The sequence below is a fragment of the Halorubrum sp. Ib24 genome (genome assembly GCF_002252745.1).
In the GTDB taxonomy this organism is placed as follows: domain Archaea; phylum Halobacteriota; class Halobacteria; order Halobacteriales; family Haloferacaceae; genus Halorubrum.
In genome coordinates this window covers 1-20,301 of sequence record NZ_NHOX01000024.1, presented here as the reverse complement: position 1 = coordinate 20,301, position 20,301 = coordinate 1, and the positions used below count along the sequence as shown (strand labels likewise).

Genomic DNA, 20,301 nt, shown 5'->3' with positions numbered 1-20,301 from the left:
GATGACAGGGTCGCGACGGAAGCGCTCTCGCAGTCGCCCGAAGTCCACAACGCGAGAGCGACCAATATATCCGAATGAGACGGCGTCTGACGCCGGGATCCACTTTCACCGCGCCGGCGGTGCGTTTTTAGGTGCCTCGGTGGAAGGGAGGGGTACCGAATGACGTCCTTCCAGTCGACGATCGGCGACGAGGAGGGGGTCGCGGAGGAGCTGGCCGAGGGCCAGCGCGAGATCTCCATCGCCGAGTTCTTCGAGAAGAACAAGCACATGCTCGGGTTCGACTCGGGCGCCCGCGGGCTCGTCACCGCCGTCAAGGAGGCGGTCGACAACGCCCTGGACGCGACCGAGGAGGCCGGCGTCCTCCCCGACATCTACATCGAGATCGAGGAGGTGGGCGACTACTACCGGCTCGTCATCGAGGACAACGGGCCGGGCATCACGAAAGCGGAGCTCCCGAAAGTGTTCGGGAAGCTCCTGTACGGTTCAAGGTTTCATACACGTGAACAAAATCGCGGTCAACAGGGAATCGGGATTTCAGCGGCCGTACTGTACTCGCAGTTGACGTCCGGCCAGCCCGCGAAGATCACCTCGCGCCCGAAGGGGCAGTCGCGGGCGCAGTACTTCGAGCTCATCATCGACACCGACACGAACGAGCCGGAGATCAAGGCGGACGAGGAGGCGACGTGGGACCGCCCCCACGGCACCCGCATCGAGCTGGAGATGGAGGCGAACATGCGGGCCCGTCAGCAGCTCCACGACTACGTGAAACACACCGCGGTCGTCAACCCCCACGCCCGGATCGAACTCCGCGAGCCGGGGCTCGACGAGCCGATGAAGTTCGAGCGCGCGACCGACGATCTACCGGCTGAGACGAAGGAGATCCGCCCGCACCCCCACGGGGTCGAGCTCGGCGCGCTCATCAAGATGCTGGAGGCGACCGAGTCGTACTCGGTGTCCGGGTTCCTCCAGGAGGAGTTCACGCGGGTCGGCAAGAAGACCGCGGACAGCGTCATCGACAACTTCCGGGACGTCTACTACGGGCGCGAGCTCTCGTGGACGCCGCCGCGCGCGCACGACGACCGCGACGTCGCGGCCGCGGTGAGCGAAGCGGTGGCCAACAAGGGGAAGGCGGCGACGACCGCCTTCGCGGAAGGCGTCGCCGAGACGGTCTCGGGGAACGACCGGCTGAGCCGGTCCGAGCTCGCGACGATCGTCGGGAACGTCGCCGACGGCGTCGAGGACGACACCGGGAAGACGTTCGGCGGGACCGTCCGGGAGAACGCGGTCGACGCGGCGTGGCGGGCGATCACCGGGGTCGACACCGACGGCGAGCCGGTCGGGGCCGCCGCGGGAGACGCGGCCGGCGACGGCGAGGACGACGGGGGAGAGGCCCACTCCCCCCTCGTCGCCGACGCGTACGCGCTCGTCGACGAGGTGACGTCGACTCGGAAGGACGACGCCGCGGTCCAGGCGATGGCCGACGCGCTGACGCGCCGGTTCCTGAACCTCGACGGCGACGCCTTCCGGATCGCTCGCGACGACCTGGATCGGCTCGTCGCCGACGCGGCGAACTTCGTCGCCGAACAGCACGACGCGACGTTCGGAGAGACCGCCCGCGAGAACGTCGTCGAAGCGTTCTGGTCCCGTGCGCGCACCGTGCCGGACGACCCGCCGAAGGTGCGCGACGTCGCCGCCGACCGCGACGCCGCGGCCGACCTGCTCGAAGCGATGCGCACCACGGACATCCTCGCGCCGCCGACCGACTGCCTCGCGCCCATCACGGCCGAGCTCGTCGAGGCCGGGCTCCGCAAGGAGTACGACGCCGACTTCTACGCGGCGGCGACGCGCGACGCCGAGGTCCACGGCGGCGACCCGTTCATCGTCGAGGCCGGCATCGCCTACGGGGGGAATATTCCGGCGGAGGGCTCCGTCGAGCTGCTCCGGTTCGCGAACCGCGTCCCCCTCGTCTACCAGCGGGGCGCCTGCGCGACGACGGACGTGATCAAGTCGATCGGCTGGCGCAACTACGGGCTCGACCAGCCCGGCGGCTCGGGGATGCCGAACGGGCCGGCCGTGATCAGCATCCACGTCGCCTCCACGAACGTCCCGTTCACGAGCGAGTCGAAGGACGCGCTCGCGAACGTCCCCGCGATCGAAGACGAGATCGAGCTCGCCGTGCGGGAGGCCGCTCGGGAGCTGAAGTCGTTCCTCAACAAGCGCCGCTCGATGCAGCAGCGCCGCGAGAAGCAGGACGTGCTCGGGAAGATCCTCCCGGAGATGGCCGACAAGGTCTCCGAGGTCACGGGCCGCCCGCGCCCCGACATCGACGGCGCGCTGGCGCGGATCATGAACAACGTCAGCGTCGATCGCGAGGTGTCCGACGGCACCGTGACGCTGGTCGTCGAGAACCACTCGGACGTGAACGAGCAGTTGGAGATCACCGATATCGTCTCGACCGAGCCGACCGACCCCTCGGACGGGACGGTCGTCGACATGGACGGCGAGTGGTTCGTCCAGTGGAAGCCCGAGGTCCCCTCGGGCGACGAGCGGGAACTGACGTACGCGGTCGACGGCGACGCCGAGTTCGAGGTCAGCGTCGGCGGCGTCGAGACGGAGAAACTCACGGTGAACGCGTAAATGACGACAGACACTGACGCACGAGACGAGCTGATCGACCTGGCCGCCGACTTCTACGACCAGTTCGCGGACGGGACGATCCCGGAGCTGCAGCTCCCGACGCGGACGAAGAGCAACATCGAGTACGACACGGAGAGCGGCGTGTGGACGTACGGCGACCGCACGTCGACGCGCAGCGCCAACTCGGTGCGGGGCGCCCGCAAGCTGCTGAAGGCGGCGTACACGATCGAGTTCCTCGCGAACCAGCTCGACGAGGGGCGCTCCTCGACGCTGCGGGAGCTGTACTACCTCTCGGAGTCGTGGGACAACGACGAGGCGCAGTTCAAGTCACAAGACGAGTCCAACGACCTCGTGGAGGACCTGGAGATCGTCACGGGGGTCACCCGCGAGGACTTCCACATGCGCCCGGAGGAGTCGGGGGCGACCCTGATGGGTCCGCTGGAGATCCGCGAGCAGACCCGCCGCGGCGAGCGCGAGATCCACTGTCAGAAGGACGTCGGCGAGGGCGGCTACCAGATCCCGAACAACCCGGACATGATCGAGTTCCTCGACGACGACATCGACTTCGCGCTCGCGGTGGAGACCGGCGGGATGCGCGACCGGCTCGTCGAGAACGGGTTCGACGAGGAGTACGACTGCCTCGTCATCCATTTAAAGGGCCAGCCGGCGCGAGCGACCCGCCGCATCACGAAGCGCGTCCACGACGAGCTCGACGTCCCCATCGCCGTCTTCGCCGACGGCGACCCGTGGTCCTACCGGATCTACGGCTCCGTGGCGTACGGCTCGATCAAGTCCGCGCACCTCTCGAAGTACCTCGCGACCCCGGAGGCGCAGTTCGTCGGGATCCAGCCCGAGGACATCGTCGAGTACGACCTCCCGGCCGACCCGCTCTCGGATTCAGACGTGAACGCCCTCGAGTCGGAGCTGGAGGACCCGCGCTTCCAGACCGACTACTGGGAGGAGCAGATCGAGCTCCAGCTCGACATCGGGAAGAAGTCCGAACAGCAGTCGCTCGCGAGCCGCGGGCTCGACTTCGTCACCGACACGTACCTCCCCGAGCGGCTCGGAGCGATGGGCGTGCTCTGAACGGAGGTGTCGCATGCCCTACGATCGGCTGCGGCGGCGTCTCACTGAGTCGGGGTCTCCGACTGTGACGACGCTCCCCGACGGAAGCGTCGACCACTTCTGTACGGTCGCCGAAGACGACGCCGAGTCGCCGGAGACCCGCGACGCGTTCGGCCGGGAGATCCTCGGAGATCGGTCGTCGTTCTCGTTCGCCGTCGAGGCGACCGAGCCCGGCGGCCAAGCGGTCAACGCGGCGAAACAGCTCCACGCGCTCGGCGGATCGGTCACCTGTTACGGCCACCTCGACGCGCCGGTATTCGAGTCGCTACCCTTCGATACCGTGTCGATGGGGGCTCCGGCGGTCGTGTACGTGTTCGGCTTCAGCGATCGGGACGTGATGTTCGTCGAGGCCGCCGACGTCGCGGAGTGGACCCTCGCGGAGGTACGCCGAGTCGCTGATCTCCCGGACGTGTTCGGGGGTGACGCCGTCTGCTGTAGTAACTGGGACTCCGTGGCGGGGCTCGAAAGCGCGTTTCACCGGCTGAGCGACGCGGACGTCCCGCGGATCCCCTTCGTTTTCGACCCGGGCGATATCGTCGGGTGCGGGCCCGACGAGATCGGTGCGTTGCTCGACGCAATGGCCGCTCTCCAAGACGCGTTCGACGTGGTGTACTCAGCCAATCGGCAGGAAGTCCGGGCGACGGCCGCGCCCCTGTCCGGACCGTTCGACCACGACCTCGCCCGACTCGCCGCGATCCGAGCGGAGACGGGCGTCACGGCCGCGGTGATGCACGCGAGAGACGAGGCCGCCGCCGCCGTCACGTCCGACGATCGTCTGCGGGTCAGCAACTACAGCGTCGAGCGTCCGGTCCGACACACCGGTGGCGGCGATCGATTCACCGGCGGGCTCGGCCACGCGCTGGCGTGCGGGTGGGATTGGGACGTCGCGCTGGCGTGTGGAAACGCCTGTGCGGTCTCCTACGTCGAATCCGGCAGTACCGGCGGTCCGAACGAGGTCGCCGCATTCCTCGACGAGAGGCCTCCCGTCGACTCCTGAGCGAACGCCTCCCCGCTACCACCCGACCGTCTCAGGTTCGCTTACCGGTCTTCGGACGCGATCTCGTCGATCTCGCGCCGCTCGCCGTCGGCGTCGTCGTTCGCGTACTTATATACGACGCCGTCCGCCTCGTCGGCGGTCGCGTTGTGCGACCCGTCACAGAGCGGCTTCGAGTCGGAGAGGCCGCACTGACAGACGTATATCTTGCCGTCGTCGCCGGTGTCGGACTCGTCGAGTATCGCCGGACCGCGCTCCTCGTGGGTGACTTCGCGCGCCATGTCACGTCGATCCGTGCCCGCAGGCATACGGTTTGGGGCCGGTCCGGGCGGGGCGACCGAGACCCCGCCGGAACCGCCTTGGGCGTGGGGCCCGTACTCGGCGTATGAGCGAGACCGAGGAGGGAGACGCGGTCGACCCGGGAGAGCTGACCGACGAGGAGTGGCGCGAGCGGCTCTCCGAGGAGGAGTACCGCGTGCTCCGCGAGAGCGGCACGGAGGCGAAATTCTCGGGCGAGTACGTCGACCACCACCCCGACGACGGGGAGTACCGCTGTCGGGCCTGTGGAACGGTGCTGTTCGACGCCGAGACGAAGTACGAGTCCGGCTGCGGCTGGCCGGCGTTCTACGCGGCCGAGGAAGAGTCGGTGACGACGACCGTCGACACGAGCCACGGGATGCGCCGCACCGAGGTGCGGTGCGCGAACTGCGATTCCCACTTGGGCCACGTGTTCGACGACGGCCCCGAGCCGACCGGGAAGCGGTTCTGCATCAACTCGGTCGCGATGGAGTACGACGACGAGTGAGCGCGCTCGGTGCGCCCGGGGAACCGACGCTGGCGGCGTTGATCACGCTGGCGGCGTTGATCACGCTGGCGGCGTTGATCACGCTGGCGGCGTTGATCACGCTGGCGGCGTTGATCACGCTGGCGGCGTTGATCACGCTGGCGGCGCGGACGGAGAGACTGGCGGAGAGACCGGCGACGCCCTCGCGCCCTACTCCGCCACCGAGAGCCTGACGACGAACGCCGCCCCCTTCGGCTCGTTGCCCTCGATCCACACGTCCCCGTCGTAAATCTCGACGAGCGACCGGACTAGGTACAGCCCGATACCGGCGCCCGGGCTGTCGAGTCCCTTCTCTCCTTTCCCGAACACCTCGTCGCGCTGGCCCTCGGGGATCCCGGGCCCGTTGTCGGCGACGCGTACCTCGACGACGCCCTCGCCCTCGTCGAGGGTCGCCGACACCGTCACCGTCGGCGGCGTCTCGTCGTTGTGCTGGACCGCGTTCCGCAGGAGGTTCCGGAACACCGAGCTCAGCATCTCGTCGGCGACGACCGCCTCGTCGGGGAACGATCCCTCGACGGTGAACACCGCCTCCGAGTACGCCGAGCGGACCTCCTCGACCTGCTGGGAGAGGACCCTATCGAGCGCGACGCGGCTCGGGTCGGTGTCCTCCCGGAGCATGACCTCGGCCAGGTCGCGGACCGTCGTGGTCAGCGAGACCGCGCTCTGGGTGTTGCGCTTTATGACCTCTAGGTACTCCTTCCCGTCCTCGTCGACGTGGTCGTCGAGCAGTTCGGCGTACGCCCCGACCAGCTGGAGGTCGTTGCGGATGTCGTGGCGCATCACCTGGTTCAGCAGGCGGAGGTCGTCGCGCTGGCGCTTGAGGCGTTCCTCCGGGGTCACGCCGTCGGCCGACTCGGCGTCCGCGCCGTCGCTCGCGCTCCCGGCCGGCTCGGAGTCCGCACCGTCGCTCATGTCAGTGACGAAGGGCCGCCGCCGGTTTTTATATACCGGTCGCGAGCGGGGGGCGCGAGCGACCCGACGGAGTCGCTCACAACCCCTCGTCGAGCAGTTCGCGAGCGATGATGTTCTTCTGGATCTCGGTGGTCCCCTCGTATATCTGGGTGATCTTCGCGTCGCGGTAGAGCCGCTCGACGTCGTGGTCGTTGACGAAGCCGGCGCCGCCGTGGACCTGGACCGCCTCGTCGGCGACGTCCACGGCGACCCGCGAGGCGAACTCCTTGGCCATCGACGCGAGCGCGGTGAGATCGCCGGATTCGTTGTCGACCGCCCACGCGGAGCGGTAAGTGAGCCAGCGGGCGGCCTCCGTGTTCGTGTGCATCTCCGCGAGCTTGTGTTTGATCGCCTGGAAGTCGCTGATCGGGCGGTCGAACTGCTCGCGCTCCTCCGCGTACTCAAGTGCGCGCTCGGCCGCGCCGCGGGCGATCCCGACGCCCTGCGCGGCGACCGCGGTGCGTGTCTCGTCGAAGAACTGCATCAGCTGGAGGAATCCCATCCCGCGCTGGCCGATCAGGTTCTCCTCCGGCACCCTGACGTCGTCGAAGCGGAGCTCCGCGGTGTCGCTCGCTCGGATACCGAGCTTCCCGGTGATCTTGTCGCGGGTGAGCCCGTCGCGGTCGCCCTCGACCAGGATCTGCGAGTAGCCGGAGTAGCGGTCGTCGATCTCGGGGTCGGTCTCGCAGACGACGACGAAGTAGTCGGCGACGGTGCCGTTCGTGATCCACATCTTCGACCCGTTGATCACCCACTCGTCGCCGTCCTTCTCCGCGCGGGTCTCGACCGACGTCACGTCCGAGCCCGCCTGCGGCTCCGAGATCGCCGAGCCCATCACCGCGTCGCCGGCGGTCACCTCAGGGAGGACGCGCTCCTTCTGTTCCTCCGTACCGAACTCCATCAGCGCCTCGGCGCCGAACCCGGCGCTGGAGACGCAGAGGCCGATCCCGGGGTCGGCCGCGAACAGCTCCTCGGTCAGGATCGCGTTCTCCACCGACGAGTACCCGACGCCGCCGTACTCGACCGGGACGTGCGGCGCGAGCAGGCCCATCTCGGCGGCCTTCTCCATGACCTCGTGGGGGTACTCCTCGGCCACGTCGTACTCCGTCGCGACCGGTCGGATCTCCTCGTCGGCGAACTTCCGCACCTCGTCCCGCAGGTGTCGTTGCTCGTCGGTCAGCTGGAACTCCATGTTCACCCGATCCGCCGAATTCATCATAATTATTCGTAAATGACGAGGAATCCGGAGCGCGTTTATCACGGCGTCCCGGCACGGCGGGCGTCGGATCGCGCCGTGTCTTCCGGTCGGCGCCCGTGTGGACGGATCGTCGACCGCGAGCGGTCGGGGTTACCCCCGTCCGTCACCGACCCCGTCGAACCGATCGAGAGCGAACGGGTCTGCGTCGACCGGCGGGTCCGAGTCCGTGGCGAGCGCGGCGGCGACCTCGCCGACGACCGGCGCCGTCTTGAACCCGTGTCCGGACATCCCGACCGCGACGACGACGTTCCCACCGTCGGGGAGCGTGTCGATGATGTAGTCCCCGTCCGGCGTCTGCGACAGCACGCACGCCCTCGTCCCCAGCACCGCCCCGTCACCGGTCGGCGCGAAGTCGCGGGCGAACCCGCGCGCCGCCTCCGTCTCGGCCAGTCCCGCGTCGTGAATCTCGTCGGGATGGACGGCGCTCCCCTCGGCGTGGGTCGCCCCCACCTTGAATCCGGGAACGCGATGCCGGGGGAGGCCGTAGAAGTGCCGGCCGTCCTCGGTGTCCATCACGAACACCGGAAACGAGTCGGGCGCGAACGCGGCCGGGGTCCGCGGCCGGATCCGACAGGCAACGTGCCGCTCGCGCTCCACCAACCCCTCCACCGCGGCGACGTGGTCGGCGGCCCAAGCGCCCGACGCGACCACGAGCGAGTCGGCGTCGTAGTCCCGTCGCGGCGTCCGAACGCGGACCCCGTCCTCGCCCGCGGTCCAGTCGACTACCGGCTCGCGGGCCCGCAGCTCGGCGCCGTCCGCCATCGCCGCCTCGGCGAGCGCGACGAGACACCGCTCCGGGTCGAGGAGCCCGCCGTCGGGCTGGAACACGGCTCGGTACCCCTCGGGGAGGTCGTAGGCCGGAAACCGGTCGTTGACAGCGGCCGCGTCCAGCACCTCGTGGTCGATGTCGTGGGTGTGACAGGTCGCTCGCGCGCCGGTGAACGAGTCGCCCGACTCGGGCCCGACGGTCAGGGACCCGGTTCGATAAAAGAGGTCGGCCTCCGCGTCGCGGTCGAGTCGCTGCCACGCCCGTCGGCTCCGGCGAAGCATCGGCACGTACATCTCGCCCTCGTGGTAGGCGAGTCGGAAGATGCGGCTCGGTCCGTGCGAGGTCGCCCGCGGGTTCGGGAAGTCGCCTCGCTCCAACAGCAGCACGTCTCGACCCTCGCCGGCGAGCGCGCGGGCGGCCGCACACCCCACCACGCCCGCACCGACCACGACTGCGTCGTACTCGCCCATACCCGCTCGTGGCGGGCGACCGCGTTAGTCGTTTGGCTCCGAGAAGCGAGACCGACCGAGCGCGCTCGGCGGGCGCTCGGCGGACGCTCGTCAGTTACGCCCGTTGACGAACGTCGCGATCCGGTCGGTCGCCTCCTTCAGCTCGCGCATCGAGGTCGCGTACGACACCCGGAGGTGGCCCTCGCCGCCCGCGCCGAAGACGGAGCCGGGGACGACGGCGACGCCCTGCGCCTCCAGCAGCTCCTCGGCGAAGACCTCGTCGTCGCCGCCGCAGTCGGGGAAGGCGTAGAAGGCGCCGCCGGGCTCGAACGTGTCGAGGCCCATCTCGTTGAACCGGGAGACGACGAGTCGGCGGCGGCGGTTGTACTCGTCGACCATCTCGGTCACTTCGTCGTCGCAGCGGTCGAGCGCCTCGATCGCCGCGTACTGCGGCGTCGTCGGCGCCGACAGCATCGTGTACTGGTGGATCCGGTTCATCGCGTCGATCGCCTCGGTCGGTCCGAGCGCGTACCCGAGCCGGAGGCCGGTCATCGCGTACGCCTTCGAGAAGCCGTTGACGACGACGGTGCGCTCGCGCATCCCCGGCCGCGTGACGATCGAGGCGTGGTCGGTCCCGTACGTGAGCGCGGCGTAGATCTCGTCGGCGATCACCCGGATGTCGTTCTCGCGACAGAAGGCGGCGACCGCCGCGTACTGCTCGTCGGTCATGGTCGCGCCGGTCGGATTGTTCGGGTAACAGAGGACGAGGAGGTCCGCGTCGGCGGCGCCCGACGCCTCCAGCGCGCTCCGCGTGAGCGCGAAGTCGTCCTCGGCCCGCGTGGGGACCGTCAGCCGCTCGCCGCCGGCCAGTTCGATCCCCGGGCCGTAGGAGATGTACGTCGGCTCGTGGACCGCGACCGTGTCGCCGGGGTCGACGAGCGCGCGGAAGGCGAGGTCGACCGCCTCGCTCGCGCCGGTGGTGACGAGCACCTCCTCGGCCGGGTCGTACGACTGGTCGTAGCGCTCGTGTTGGGCCGCGATCCGCTCGCGGAGGGCGGCCATTCCGCGGTTCGACGTGTAGGAGGTCTTCCCGCGTTCGAGCGAGTCGATCGCGGCGTTCCGGGCCGCCCACGGCGCCGAGAAGTCCGGCTCGCCGACGCCCAGCGAGATCACGTCGTCGCGCGCCTCCGCGAGCTCGAAGAACTTCCGGATCCCCGACTCGGGGAGGTCGCGCGCGCGCTCCGAGAGCCTCATGGCGAGACGGAGAGGCGGTCGTCGTCGTCGCCGTCCTCGAACCGCACCCCGCCGTCCTTGTACGTCTCCATGATGTAGTGAGTCACCGTCTGGGTGACCTCCGGCATGGGCGCGACCTGCTCGGAGATGAACCGGGAGACGTCCTGCATCGTCTCGCCGAGCACCTCGACGGCGAAGTCGTAGTCACCGGAAACGAGGTGGAGGGCGTCGACCGCCGGGAACTTCGCGATTCGGTCGGCGACCTGCTCGTACCCCGTTTCGCGGTCGAGCTCCACGTTGATCTCGACGACCGCCCGGATCTTCCCCTCGTCGACGCGGTCCCAGTCGATGACCGCCTGGTAGCCGTGGACCACGTTGTCCGCCTCCAGCGCCGCGATGGCCTCCTCTACCGCGGCGGCGTCGAGGCCCGTCTGGGCCGCGATGTCGTCGATGTCCTCGCGGGCGTTCCGCGCCAACACGTCGAGTACCTCGCGCTCGGCGTCCATACTTCATGATCACGCGGGGGCGGTTTATGAGTAGCGACGCGCGCAAGACGGGCCGTCGGCCGCGGCGCGCCGGTCGGCGCTCTCCCCCCTCCGCTATCCTTACCACTTTGGGGGCCGCACGCGTACGCCCGGCCATGTCACCAGCGACGACGACCCGGAGCGAGACGTTCGACGTCGGCGGCGACGTGACCGTCAACCGCCTCGGCTTCGGCGCGATGCGAGTCACGGGCGAGGACATCATCGGGCGGCCGGCCGACGAGGAGGAGGCCAAGCGGGTCCTCCGGCGGGCCGTCGAGCTCGGCGTCGACTTCGTGGACACCGCCGACTCCTACGGGCCGGGCGTCAGCGAACGCCTGATCGGCGAGGCCCTCGGCGACCCCGACGACGTGGTCGTCGCCTCGAAGGCCGGGCTGCTCCGCAACCGCGAGGGCGACTGGCTCCCCCACGGCGACCCGGACTTCCTGAAGAATCAGGTGCTGTGCAGCCTCGACCGGCTCGGGGCCGACACGATCGACCTCTACCAGTTCCATCGGCCCGACCCGGACACCGACTTCGAGGCCTCCGTCCACGCCTTCGCGGAGATGAAGGACGCCGGGCAGATCGCCCACGTCGGCCTCTCGAACGTCACCGTCGAACAGCTGGAGACGGCGACGGAGATCGTCGATATCGCGACCGTCCAGAACCGGTACAACGTCGGGCACCGAGACGACGAGGACGTGCTCCGCGCCTGCGAGCGCGACGACGTGGGGTTCATCCCGTGGGGGCCGATGTACGCGGTCTTTCAGGAGGGGCCGGCCGCCGTGCTCGACGAGGTCGCCGAGCGTCGCGACGCCACGCCACAGCAGGTCGCGCTGGCGTGGCTGCTCGAACACTCCGACGTGACGCTCCCGATCCCGGGCACGTCGAGCGTCGAACACCTCGAAACGAACGTCGCGGCCGCCGACCTCTCGCTGACCGACGAGGATATGGCAGCTCTGGACGAGATCGATCTGCGGGCGTAGAGCGCCGACGAGCGATGCGCCCCGATTCCTGAGCCCTCTCACGGCGTCCGGCCTCGGGTGCGTCGGCGTCAGTTCCCCGCGCTCGGGACGGCAGTCGCCGTGCCGGGGTGTCCAGGATCGTTCGGCGGCTAGCGGCGCGGGCGCTTGGACCTCACGGTCCGGAACGGCCGTCTTCGGCGACGACCGGCGCGGGCCGTTCGCGTGGACCGTCGATACCCGCCGCCGCTTCAGGAGCACCGTTCGGGCGGCCAGAGCGGCCGTCGCCGACGAGTGTGTCGAGCGAGCTAGCACCGCGGACGGAGGTACGCACGGCCCGCGTCGGAGGACTCACGTCGAACGACGCGACCCCCGTACCGTGAACGACGGCGTCCGGGTGCGGGTCGGTAACGACGGAGCCGATCGAGCCCGTTGGAGCACCCGATCGCTTTGACGTCGAAGGTCTCTCTCGGTCGGAGACGCGCCGACCCCCGGGCGATGACGGTCGCGACCCACACCCCTCGTTCGCCGTCCGTTGTCACGATGGCCGCCGTTCTTCACCGACCTCGACCGCCCCGCCATCGTGTACGGCAGGTGGCCGCCAGTGGCGGCCGGCAGGGGCGCGATCGGCCGTTAGTATATAAGTGAGTTATACTCATAAGCCGGAGACCGATGGGCCGAGGGCTCCACGTTCCACCCGTATGACACGGAACGACCGCGTCCGCGACGGCGCCGACAGAACCGAACCGAAGTTCTACCTCCCTGCCGCGTCCGCTCGCCCGGCCGCACTCGATTGGTTTGACCGGGTCCGCGCGACGCTGTTCAAGCCGCCACGGTGACGAGTCGAGAACGCTGCGAACGGGTCCGCCGGAGGGTCTTCGAACAGCCGAACCGGACCGGTCGGTTCGGGCCGACACCGTGTCGGTCCCCAAGTCGCCCTCCCGGTCCGAACCGCACACGTATGAGACATAGGTATATCACCGCGACCCGCGTATCCGAAGGCCGTGCCCAACCGGGCGACGGGACTCACCGAACGACCGCCGCAGTGACGCCGGTCGCGAGCGTTCGACCGTCGATTTGCGCCGACCACCTCGGCACCCGTCGCTCACGGAGGTGGAACTCCGGAGGCAGTTCCCTCACAGAACGATGAGCGATATTAAAGCGGTCGTCCGAGTCGAGCACGCCGACATCGTCCTCACGGGCGCGGTCCGTCACGACAGCAGTGCGAGCGTCGAATCGGTATCGGAGGCGGGCACCGATCCGACGTCCGGGCGGTTCTTTTACCGCGTGGAATCGTCCGATCTCCGTCGGTTCGAGAGGGGATTGCGGAACGATCACACAATCGGGGCGTTCGAGCGCCTGCGTGAAACCGGCGACGGGAGGGCGATTTACAGCGTGGAGTATTCGGACGAAGCAACGATCGTCTCGCCGGTCGTCTCGGCGGCGAGCGGTGTCATCCTCGACATGGAAAACGAGGGTGGCGCGTGGAACCTGACGGTGTGGCTGCCCGAGCGAGCGAATCTGACTCGCCTGTGGGACTACGCACGACGGAATGACATCAGTATCGAGCTCGTGCGCGTCAACGAGTACGATGGCATCGGTACCACGGACGCGGGACTGACCGACAGCCAGCGGGAGGCGCTCCTCGTCGCGGTCGATGCGGGGTATTTCGAAGAGCCCCGAGACGTGACTCTCAGTGACGTCGCCGCCGACCTGGACATCTCTCAGCCCGCGGCTAGCGGGCTCCTTCGGCGCGGAATCAAGCGACTGATCATCTCCTCTCTGATGGACGACAGCGAAGAGCCGAACAGGTGAGCCCCCGTCGCAAGTGCGAGCGTGTCGCGAGGACTCCGGGACGTACCGTGCGTGTGACCTCAGTGTCCGGAAAGTCGGATGGCCAGAGAGAGCCGTCTGAACGGCCAGTTCACACCCGTCGAACGCGTCGCACCAAACGACGTATGCCCGCGACGGGGGCCTACGCGTCGAACGGGTTCACCAGCTCGACCGTCTCCTCGCGGTCGGGACCGACGCCGACCGCGTAGACGGGCGTGTCGGTCTCGTCGGCGACGAACTCGAGGTACTCGCGGGCCGCCTCGGGGAGCGCGTCGTAGCCTTCCTCGGCGACCGCGGCCGAGTCGAACTCCGCCCAGGTGTCGAGGGACTCGTACACCGGTTCGCACCGCTCCCATCGGTCGGTCGTGGTGGGGACGGTATCGATCTCCTCTCCATCTAGCTCGTAGCCGGTACACACCTTCAGCCCGTCGAGCCCGGCGAGCACGTCGACGTGATTGACCGCGAGCCCCGTGAAGCCGGAGACGCGCGCCGCGTGGCGCAGCATCGGGAGGTCGAGCCAGCCGATCCGACGGGGGCGACCCGTCACGGTGCCGAACTCACCGCCCTTCTCTCGGATGTCGTCGGCGAGCGCCTCCTCGTCGGCGTCCCCGTCGAGCTCGGTCGGCATCGGCCCCTCGCCGACGCGGGAGAGGTACGCCTTCACGATCCCGACGACCTCGCCGTCGCCGACCTTCGTGACCCCGAGCCCGGAGCCCACCGCGGCGGCGCCGGCGGTCGGATTCGAGGACGTGACGAACGGGTAGTTCCCGTGGTCGACGTCGATGTGCGTCCCCTGAGCGCCCTCGAAGAGGATCTCGTCGCCGGCCTCGTGGCGGCGGTGGAGGTAGTCCGAGCAGTTGACCGTCATCCCCTCGTCGGCGAGGCGCTCTCCGATCGCGGCGAACTCCTCGTGGAGCGCGTCGACGTCGAACGCCTCGGCGCGCTCTTCATCGCCGTCGATCTCGAGCCCGTACACGTCCTCGACGATCGCGCGCTTCTGCGGGACGGCGTACTCCAGTTTCTCTCGGAGCACGCCGGGGTCGAGCAGGTCGGCGACCCGGACCCCTCGGCGGCCCGCTTTGTCCTCGTACGTCGGCCCGATTCCGCGGCCGGTCGTGCCGACCTCGTCGCCGGCGTCGTCGTCGGCCTTGACCTCCTCTTCGATCCCGTCCAGCACGCGGTGGTACGGCAGGATCACGTGCGCCCGGCGGGCGACCCGCACGTCCGGGTCGAGCCCGCGCTCGCGCAGGCCGTCTATCTCGCTGAACAGCGTGCGCGGGTTGACGACGCAGCCGTTGCCGAGGACGCCGACCGTGCCGCGGACGGCACCGCTCGGTACCAGCGAGAGCTTGTACTCCGCGCCCCCCTCGACGACGGTGTGGCCGGCGTTGTCGCCGCCCTGATAACGGACTACGACGTCCGCGTCCCCTCCCCACCGGTCGACGAGCGCGCCCTTGCCCTCGTCACCCAGCTGGGAGCCGACGATGGTGAGTGTCATACGGCCCGGTGGTTCCTTCCGGGGGGTAAAACAGATTACGGTCCGCGGACGCGATCACCCCACGAACGTGCATCAGATTGCGGCGTACTCATATGAGGTATGCCCGTTCGTGCGATAGATCCCCGTCTGACGGGCTCGCGACGAGCGAAGCGACGAACTCCGCCACCGATTCGCGGGGCCGCTGCTCGCGGAGTCGGCCGTCGATTCGCACGACCACTCGGTCCCCGATCGATCGAACACGTTAATTACTGCCACGTCGAAGTCGGGGATCGAGCGACCCGGGGGCGGCCGACGACAGCAACTTTTAAACAGGGGCATGACGAGTTAACATGTGCCATGATAGATCGACTAGAGAAGGAGGTAGACATGCTGGAACGACACCTCCAAGTCCTGCGGATGGTCATCGAAAACGAGCCGATCGGCATCGTGAAGATGTCGAACGAGACGGGATACCCCCATCACAAGGTCCGGTACTCCCTGCGCGTGCTCGAGGAGGAGAACCTCATCGAGCCGTCGAGCCAGGGCGCCATCACCACCGAGCGAACCCACGAGTTCGTCGACGAGCTCGACGAGAAGCTCGACGAGACGGTCGACAAGCTCGGCTCCATGCGGATCGACGACGCCGCCGAGCTCGAGAACTGAACGCCTCCGTTCGTACGCGCCGCCGGCCGCGGGTCCGCGTTTCGATCTCGGGTCACCGCAGCCGCAGTTGTCTCTCGCCCCGACTCTGATTGCCCGCCGCGGTTTCTCTCGCCGCCCGCCCGGAGTCACGGGTCGCCGTCTCTCCGCCGCGAACAGCGCCGAGCTACAGGTCGGGGACGGTCATGTGGAAGCCGCCGTCGCGGGCCTCGACCAGACAGAGGTGGTACCCCTGCTTGCGCGAAAGCTTCACGAAGCTGGCGCGCTTCGATCGGCTGAACAGCCCGCCGCCGACCGCGTCGCTCGCCGTCTCTAACGCGCCCGGCTCGAAGAAGCTCTCAGTCACCGCGAACGCAGCCGCGAACGAGTCGTTCGACTCCGCGATGTCGCGGCCGTTGCCCACGAGGGACTCCAGCGTCCCCTCGGCGGTCGGGTCCCGGCTGTCGTTGAGGTCGGCGACGAACAGGGGGTTCCCCATCCGGTCGCGCAACACGAGGTCGAACGCGCGCTGCTCTCGCGTCTCCTCGCCGTTCTCGCGGATCGCTATCGACACCGAGCCGCCGATCTCCGCCCGGTCGACCTCGGGGATCGCGTCGTACAGGTCGCGGAGAACGCTCTGGTTGCCGGTCCCGCTCACCTCGAACGGGAGGTCCTCGACGAGCCAGCGGGTGAAGCCGTACTCGATCGTGTCCCGCAGGAACTCCTCGTACGGCCGCCCGTCGACCGTGAGCCCGTCCGTCTCGAAGCTCGTGTGGTGCTCGATCCGCAGGTTCTCGCTGAGCGCGTCGCGGTCGACCGCCCCGTCGTGGGCGTCCTCGAGCGTCGCGCCGCCCTTGGAATCGTACCGCACGAAGAGGTTCGTCCCGCTCCGCGCCTCCGCGGGAGACAGCGAGCGGTCGCCCTCGGGGAGCCGGTCGCGGGCCGCGGCGAGCTCCTCGCCCAGGCGGTCGCGCTCCTCGCGGAGCGTCGAGAGCTCCGACTCCAAGCGGTCCACCTCGGCGGCCAGCTCGTCGCGCTCGGCCTCGACGTCGTCCCGGTCCGCGACGGTCTCGTCCAGCTCCGCCGCCAGCGACTCGCGCTTCCGCTCCGACTCCTCCAGCGCGCTCTTCAGCTGGCGCAGGCGATCCTGGCCCCGTCCGTCGCCGGTCGATCCGTCGGCGCCCCGCGAGCGCTGCGACACGGCGGACCGGTTCGAGTCGGCCTCGGCCGTCGACCGCGGATCCGGAGAGTCGTCCCCCGCGGACTGCCCGCCCGGTTCGGGATCGTTTCGCCGCGCGGCGCCGTTCGATCCGCGGGACCGCCGGGAGCCGCTGGCGGAGCCTCCCCCGTTTCCGTCGCGGCCGGTCGGCGGGTCGCTCGATTCCGACGGGTCCAACGCGGGGATCGACTTCTGTTCGCGCCACTCCTCCTCCTCGGAGAACACGTCGTCGCTCGGGTGCGGCTCGCCCTCGGGCCGGTCCGAGTCCGCCGAGACGGCGGCCGCGTCGGAGGGCTCGCCATCGTCGCGGGCGTCCGACGTGGCCGCGGCCTCTGCGTCGCTCGCCGGTTCGTCCGCGCCGGCGCCCGCGTCGAGGGCGGCGTCATCAGCGCTTCGCGCCTCGTTCGCGCCACGTTCCGCGTCTGCGCTGCGCTCTCCGTTGGCTTCCCGTCGTTCGCCGTCAGTATCTCGGCCGTCGGTATCGCGACCGTCAGTATCTCGGCCGTCGGTATCGCGACCGTCAGTATCTCGGCCGTCGGTTCCGCCGACCCTGACGGGCGACGGTCCGTCGTCGCCGCCGGCTTCGGTCTCGTCCCGACCAGCGGGACTCTCGCGGCTCTCGTCCGCCCTCTCGCTTCCGGCGACTCCGTGGCGCGCCGGACTCCCGTCGGCGTCGTCGGCCGCCGCGTCACCGGGCTCGTCGGCCGCGGTGACGTCGTCTCGATCCGAGTCGCCGTCGCGGCCCGCAGCGCTCGGCTCGGGGTCCGCCGCTGCCGACCCGTCGAGGGACGGTTCGGCTGTCGAGGCGGCCCCGGACTCGGCTGCTCCGGCGTCGCCGTCGGACGGGATCTCCCTGACGCTCAGGTCGACCTCGTAGACGGTGTAGATGCCGACCTCGTCGTCGGCCAGCGAGAACGCCTTCTCGCCCGTCTCCAGGCGTCGCGAGTTGCCGACGTACGCGGCGGTCATCGACTCGCCCGCCGTGTACGTGACGTAGTAGTCGCCGGAGAGCACGTTCTCCGACAGCTCGACGTAGCCCGTGAACCCGCCGCGAGAGAGCTTCTGGTCCGCCTCCGAGAGCGGGGTGTCGTTCGTGTAGTACTGCGCCCGGGGCTCGCCGCCCCGCTCCTGCATGGCGAACAGGACCGGGAGGACCGGTTCGGGGGCCTCGTACAGCGTGCCAGAGGCCTCCGAGAAGTCCGCGAGGTCGCCGTCGACCGCGCCGACGACGCGGCCCTCGAACACGAACAGCCACGCCGTGCCGTCGGTCACCGCGCCGGAGAATCCGCGGTCGACGAGGCGCCCGAGTTCGGCGAATCCGCCCGAGAACCCGCGGGAATCCCACTCGGTGATCTCCGATCGTCGCTGCGCGTCCATCTTGGTTTATGTCGCCTGCAACGACCCAAATACCTTCCGGACCGTGAGACGCCCGTCTGACGCCGATCGAAGCCGATCCAGTCGGTGCCGACCGGCGCGCAGGCCCGGGGTTTCCGGCGATCGCTCCCGCGGGTCGTCGACCGACTACGGCTCCTCGACGGTCGCGATCGCCTCGCGGCCGAGTTCGATCACGTCCGGCTGCAGCTCGCTCGCGGCCAGTTCGGCCGGCGTGTACCAGCGCCACCCGTCAGAGTCGACCTCGTCGTCGCCGTTCGGCGCGATATCGCGGGAGCCGACGCGGGCGTAGTAGAGGTGGTCGACGTGTTGGTGCCCCACGGCCCCGTCCTCGCGGACGTTGATGTCGTGGAGCATGAGGTGGGCCGGCTCCGGGAGCCCGCGCGTGTTCGGCCCCTCGATCGACGACTCGGTCGCGACCAGCTCGGCCTCCAGCCCGGTCTCCTCGCGGACCTCGCGGAGCGCCGCCTCGTGGGGGAGCTCGTCGCGGTCGACGTGGCCGCCCGGCGGGAGCCGGATCCCGAGCCGGTCGTGCGCGTGGAGCGCGGTCGCGCCGTCGTTGACGACGTACGTCGTCGCGGTGAAGTGACGGGTGGTCTCCATACGCGCCGCTCGGCCCGCGGGGGCTTGGGCGTTCTGAAAGGGGAACCGCGTCCGGACGCCCGAGCGTCCGGACGTCGGTCAGAAAGGGCGGAGCGTCGACCGCGTGCGGTCGTCGTGTCCGGCGCGCCGATCAGCTCAGCGCGACGCCGTCCTCGGCCTCCAACAGCTCGTGGTACCGGTTCCTGATGGTCACTTCGCTGATGTTCGCGACGTCGCTGACCTCGCTCTGAGTCACCTTCTCGTTGACCAGCAGCGAGGCGGCGTACACCGCCGCGGCGGCGAGGCCGACCGGCGACTTGCCGGAGTGGATCCCCTGCGACTTCGCGGTGTCGAGCAGCGACCGGGCGCGGCGCTCGGCCTCGTCCGAGAGGCCGAGGTCGGAGGCGAACCGCGGGACGTAGCTCTCGGGGTCCGCGGGCTGGATCTCCAGCTTGAGTTCGCGGACGACGTAGCGGTACGTCCGGGCGATCTCGTCCTTCTCGACGCGGGAGACGGCCGCGATCTCGTCGAGGCTGCGCGGCGTGCCGGCCTGCCGGGCGGCCGCGTACAGCGAGGCCGTCGAGACCCCCTCGATGGAACGGCCGGGCAGGAGGTCCTCGTCGAGCGCGCGGCGGTAGATGACCGAGGCGGTCTCGCGGACGTTGTCCGGGAGGCCGAGCGCCGAGGCCATGCGGTCGATCTCGCCGAGCGCCTGTTTCAGGTTCCGTTCCTTGGAGTCGCGGGTGCGGAACCGCTCGTTCCAGGTGCGGAGCCGCTGCATCTTCTCGCGCTGCCGGCTGGAGAGGGACTTGCCGTAGGCGTCCTTGTCCTGCCAGCCGATGTTCGTCGAGAGCCCCTTGTCGTGCATCATGTTCGTCGTCGGGGCGCCGACGCGCGACTTGTTGTCCTTCTCCTTGGAGTCGAACGCGCGCCACTCCGGCCCGCGGTCGATCTCGTCCTCCTCGACGACGAGCCCGCAGTCGACACACACCGTCTCGCCGTGCTCGGTGTCGGTCGCGAGCTGGCCGCTGCACTCGGGACATCGCAGTTCCTCGTCCGACGACTCGGTCTCCTCCTCGTCGTCGACGTGCTCCGCCGTGTACGTTCGAACGTTTTCGCTCATTGGTTGGTTCAAATGGAGGGAACGAGGGGACCGAGAGACGCGTCTCGGTTAGTCTCCTCACTAACGGGTAAGGCCTGAGAGTATTTAAATCCTTGTGCCGATATCGATTCTGAAAACCTACGGAAGAGGCCGTCGTGAAGGTCACCACGGCAAAAATAGCCGTGATTTTTCGGCGGTTCGACGGCCGCGTGCTCTGCGCGCCGGCTCGCCTATCGCTGCTATATAGATATTTCGTGATATACCGGCGATTCGACGCGGCCGCTCGGTTCCGCGAGGGCAACCGATTTGGGCGT

At 69.2% G+C, this 20,301-nt stretch carries 19 protein-coding genes; 8 read left to right on the top strand and 11 right to left on the bottom strand.

What is annotated here, in order from left to right:
• The first annotated feature begins 159 nt into the window (after positions 1-159).
• From DJ82_RS05510 to DJ82_RS05500, 3 genes are read left to right on the top strand one after another with little or no spacing between them, the layout of a single operon-like run.
• Entirely contained in the window at positions 160-2,637 is a 2,478-nt protein-coding gene (locus DJ82_RS05510) for a DNA topoisomerase VI subunit B (protein WP_094581255.1), read from the top strand.
• The gene (locus DJ82_RS05505; RefSeq protein WP_094557831.1) at positions 2,638-3,723 is read left to right on the top strand and encodes a DNA topoisomerase IV subunit A; all 1,086 of its coding nucleotides are present in this window, start codon (positions 2,638-2,640) and stop codon (positions 3,721-3,723) included.
• A 13-nt stretch (positions 3,724-3,736) separates the two neighbouring features.
• The gene (locus DJ82_RS05500) at positions 3,737-4,759 is read left to right on the top strand and encodes a PfkB family carbohydrate kinase (protein ID WP_143420503.1); all 1,023 of its coding nucleotides are present in this window, start codon (positions 3,737-3,739) and stop codon (positions 4,757-4,759) included.
• A gap of 41 nt (positions 4,760-4,800) precedes the next feature.
• Here the strand turns inward: DJ82_RS05500 and DJ82_RS05495 are convergent, their stop codons facing one another.
• Positions 4,801-5,037, bottom strand: coding sequence for a CDGSH iron-sulfur domain-containing protein (locus DJ82_RS05495; RefSeq protein ID WP_094525514.1), 237 nt, complete (start codon positions 5,035-5,037; stop codon positions 4,801-4,803).
• 104 nt (positions 5,038-5,141) lie between these two features.
• Between DJ82_RS05495 and msrB the strand changes: the two genes are divergently transcribed.
• Positions 5,142-5,561: a peptide-methionine (R)-S-oxide reductase MsrB gene (gene msrB / locus DJ82_RS05490; RefSeq protein ID WP_094525515.1), complete on the top strand. Its 420-nt coding sequence runs from the start codon at positions 5,142-5,144 to the stop codon at positions 5,559-5,561.
• The gene (locus tag DJ82_RS05485) at positions 5,558-5,773 is read left to right on the top strand and encodes a hypothetical protein (RefSeq protein ID WP_094581253.1); all 216 of its coding nucleotides are present in this window, start codon (positions 5,558-5,560) and stop codon (positions 5,771-5,773) included. The genes msrB and DJ82_RS05485 overlap by 4 nt, the downstream gene beginning before the upstream one ends.
• Here DJ82_RS05485 and DJ82_RS05480 read toward each other — a convergent pair.
• The 5 genes from DJ82_RS05480 to DJ82_RS05460 all read right to left on the bottom strand — a co-directional run bounded on the left by DJ82_RS05480 (position 5,751) and on the right by DJ82_RS05460 (position 10,766).
• Entirely contained in the window at positions 5,751-6,512 is a 762-nt protein-coding gene (locus DJ82_RS05480) for a sensor histidine kinase KdpD (RefSeq protein ID WP_094557834.1), read from the bottom strand. The genes DJ82_RS05485 and DJ82_RS05480 overlap by 23 nt on opposite strands.
• A 76-nt stretch (positions 6,513-6,588) precedes the next feature.
• Positions 6,589-7,743, bottom strand: a complete 1,155-nt coding sequence (locus DJ82_RS05475; protein WP_094581252.1) for an acyl-CoA dehydrogenase family protein — start codon at positions 7,741-7,743, stop codon at positions 6,589-6,591.
• Between the two features lie 156 nt (positions 7,744-7,899).
• Positions 7,900-9,048 carry an N-methyl-L-tryptophan oxidase gene (solA, locus tag DJ82_RS05470; RefSeq protein ID WP_094526817.1) on the bottom strand — a complete coding sequence of 383 codons (1,149 nt, stop codon included), beginning with the start codon at positions 9,046-9,048 and terminating at the stop codon, positions 7,900-7,902.
• Positions 9,049-9,138: 90 nt separating this feature from the next.
• Entirely contained in the window at positions 9,139-10,281 is a 1,143-nt protein-coding gene (locus DJ82_RS05465) for a pyridoxal phosphate-dependent aminotransferase (protein ID WP_094525519.1), read from the bottom strand.
• Positions 10,278-10,766 (bottom strand): Lrp/AsnC family transcriptional regulator, encoded by a 489-nt coding sequence (locus DJ82_RS05460; protein WP_094525520.1) that lies wholly within the window; start codon positions 10,764-10,766, stop codon positions 10,278-10,280. The genes DJ82_RS05465 and DJ82_RS05460 overlap by 4 nt, the downstream gene beginning before the upstream one ends.
• A 134-nt stretch (positions 10,767-10,900) precedes the next feature.
• Here DJ82_RS05460 and DJ82_RS05455 point away from each other — a divergent pair, with 134 nt between their 5' ends.
• Positions 10,901-11,767 carry an aldo/keto reductase gene (locus tag DJ82_RS05455; RefSeq protein ID WP_094581251.1) on the top strand — a complete coding sequence of 289 codons (867 nt, stop codon included), beginning with the start codon at positions 10,901-10,903 and terminating at the stop codon, positions 11,765-11,767.
• A gap of 1,002 nt (positions 11,768-12,769) precedes the next feature.
• Here the strand turns inward: DJ82_RS05455 and DJ82_RS14940 are convergent.
• Complete coding sequence (locus tag DJ82_RS14940; protein ID WP_198948023.1) at positions 12,770-12,958, bottom strand: hypothetical protein; 189 nt, start codon at positions 12,956-12,958, stop codon at positions 12,770-12,772.
• Between DJ82_RS14940 and DJ82_RS05450 the strand changes: the two genes are divergently transcribed.
• Complete coding sequence (locus DJ82_RS05450; RefSeq protein WP_094525616.1) at positions 12,890-13,558, top strand: helix-turn-helix domain-containing protein; 669 nt, start codon at positions 12,890-12,892, stop codon at positions 13,556-13,558. The genes DJ82_RS14940 and DJ82_RS05450 overlap by 69 nt on opposite strands.
• 160 nt (positions 13,559-13,718) lie before the next feature.
• Here the strand turns inward: DJ82_RS05450 and DJ82_RS05445 are convergent, their stop codons facing one another.
• Positions 13,719-15,074 carry an adenylosuccinate synthase gene (locus tag DJ82_RS05445; protein WP_094525522.1) on the bottom strand — a complete coding sequence of 452 codons (1,356 nt, stop codon included), beginning with the start codon at positions 15,072-15,074 and terminating at the stop codon, positions 13,719-13,721.
• 336 nt (positions 15,075-15,410) lie between these two features.
• Here DJ82_RS05445 and DJ82_RS05440 point away from each other — a divergent pair, with 336 nt between their 5' ends.
• On the top strand, positions 15,411-15,716 hold the full coding sequence (locus tag DJ82_RS05440) for a hypothetical protein (protein WP_004045854.1): 306 nt from the start codon (positions 15,411-15,413) through the stop codon (positions 15,714-15,716).
• A gap of 163 nt (positions 15,717-15,879) precedes the next feature.
• Here the strand turns inward: DJ82_RS05440 and DJ82_RS05435 are convergent, their stop codons facing one another.
• The 3 genes from DJ82_RS05435 to DJ82_RS05425 form a co-directional block, all read right to left on the bottom strand.
• Complete coding sequence (locus DJ82_RS05435) at positions 15,880-18,288, bottom strand: hypothetical protein (RefSeq protein ID WP_094581250.1); 2,409 nt, start codon at positions 18,286-18,288, stop codon at positions 15,880-15,882.
• A gap of 144 nt (positions 18,289-18,432) precedes the next feature.
• On the bottom strand, positions 18,433-18,906 hold the full coding sequence (locus DJ82_RS05430) for an NUDIX hydrolase (RefSeq protein ID WP_094557839.1): 474 nt from the start codon (positions 18,904-18,906) through the stop codon (positions 18,433-18,435).
• 130 nt (positions 18,907-19,036) lie between these two features.
• Positions 19,037-20,008 (bottom strand): transcription initiation factor IIB family protein, encoded by a 972-nt coding sequence (locus DJ82_RS05425; RefSeq protein ID WP_094526821.1) that lies wholly within the window; start codon positions 20,006-20,008, stop codon positions 19,037-19,039.
• Between the last annotated feature and the right edge of the window lie 293 nt (positions 20,009-20,301).